Source organism: Streptomyces sp. NPDC001770, assembly GCF_053596135.1.
Genome location: NZ_JBSFFN010000111.1, coordinates 1 through 1,075, shown reverse-complemented (window position 1 = coordinate 1,075; position 1,075 = coordinate 1). Strand labels below are relative to the sequence as shown.

Below are 1,075 nucleotides of genomic sequence, written 5' to 3'. Positions count from 1 at the left end.
ACCCCACCGCAGCACCCTGCACATACGCCTCGGCGAACGAGGCCATCAGGCGTTCGGCACCACCGTCGTCCCGCCGCAACGTACCCACCACCACCACCGGGGCCCGCTCCTCCAGGCTGTCCCCGATCGTCGGAACCAGCACCGGATGCGGGGACACCTCCACGAACACCCCATGACCGGCCTCGCCGAGCAGCCGCACGGCACGGTCGAACTCCACCGTCTCGCGCAAAGACGCATACCAGTAGGCGGGATCGAGCTCCGGACCCGCCAGCCATTCGCCGGTCAAGGCCGACACCATCGGGATACGGGTCTCAGTCGGCTGGATTCCGTCGAGGACGGTGAGGATCTCCCGCCGGAGCTCGTCCACGTGCGCGCTGTGCGAGGCGTAGTCCACCGGAATCATCCGCGCACGCGGCGACTCCCCACAGGAGTCGGCCAGTTCACGCAACGCGTCCGCGTCACCGGACACCACCGTCGACGCAGGACCATTCACCGCCGCGACCGACAACCTCGTGCCGTACGACGCGATCCTCCGGCGCACACCCTCCACCGGCTCCGCGATCGAGAGCATCCCACCCCGACCCGCCAACGCCGTCAGGGTCCGACTCCGGAGAGCCACCACCTTCGCCGCATCATCGAGGGACAAGATCCCCGCCACCACGGCGGCCGCGATCTCGCCCTGCGAATGACCCACCACCGCATCCGGCGACACACCCGCCGCCTCCCACACCGCGGCCAGCGACACCATCACCGCCCACAACGCCGGCTGCACCACATCCGCAGCCTCAAAACCATGCACACCCGCCAAAACATCGTCCAACCGCCAGTCCACATAAGGCGCCAGAGCCACACCACACTCCGCCAACCTCGCCGCAAAAACCGGAGACGACTCAGCCAACTCACGGCCCATCCCCACCCACTGACTGCCCTGACCCGGGAAGACGAACACCGTCCGCCCCACACCGGCGGGAGCCACCGAACCCGTGACAACGCCGGGCGCGGGCTGCCCCGTCGCCACCGCCGCCAGCCGCTCGGCCAGCTCACCGCGCCCGCTACCGAGCACCACCGCACGGTG

General features: G+C 69.5%; 1 protein-coding gene. It reads right to left on the bottom strand.

Features of this window, described 5'->3' with window-relative positions; all coding sequences use genetic code 11:
* The coding region (locus ACWCSV_RS34575; RefSeq protein ID WP_451149235.1) for an acyltransferase domain-containing protein at positions 1 to 1,075 on the bottom strand (1,075 nt) is incomplete at both ends.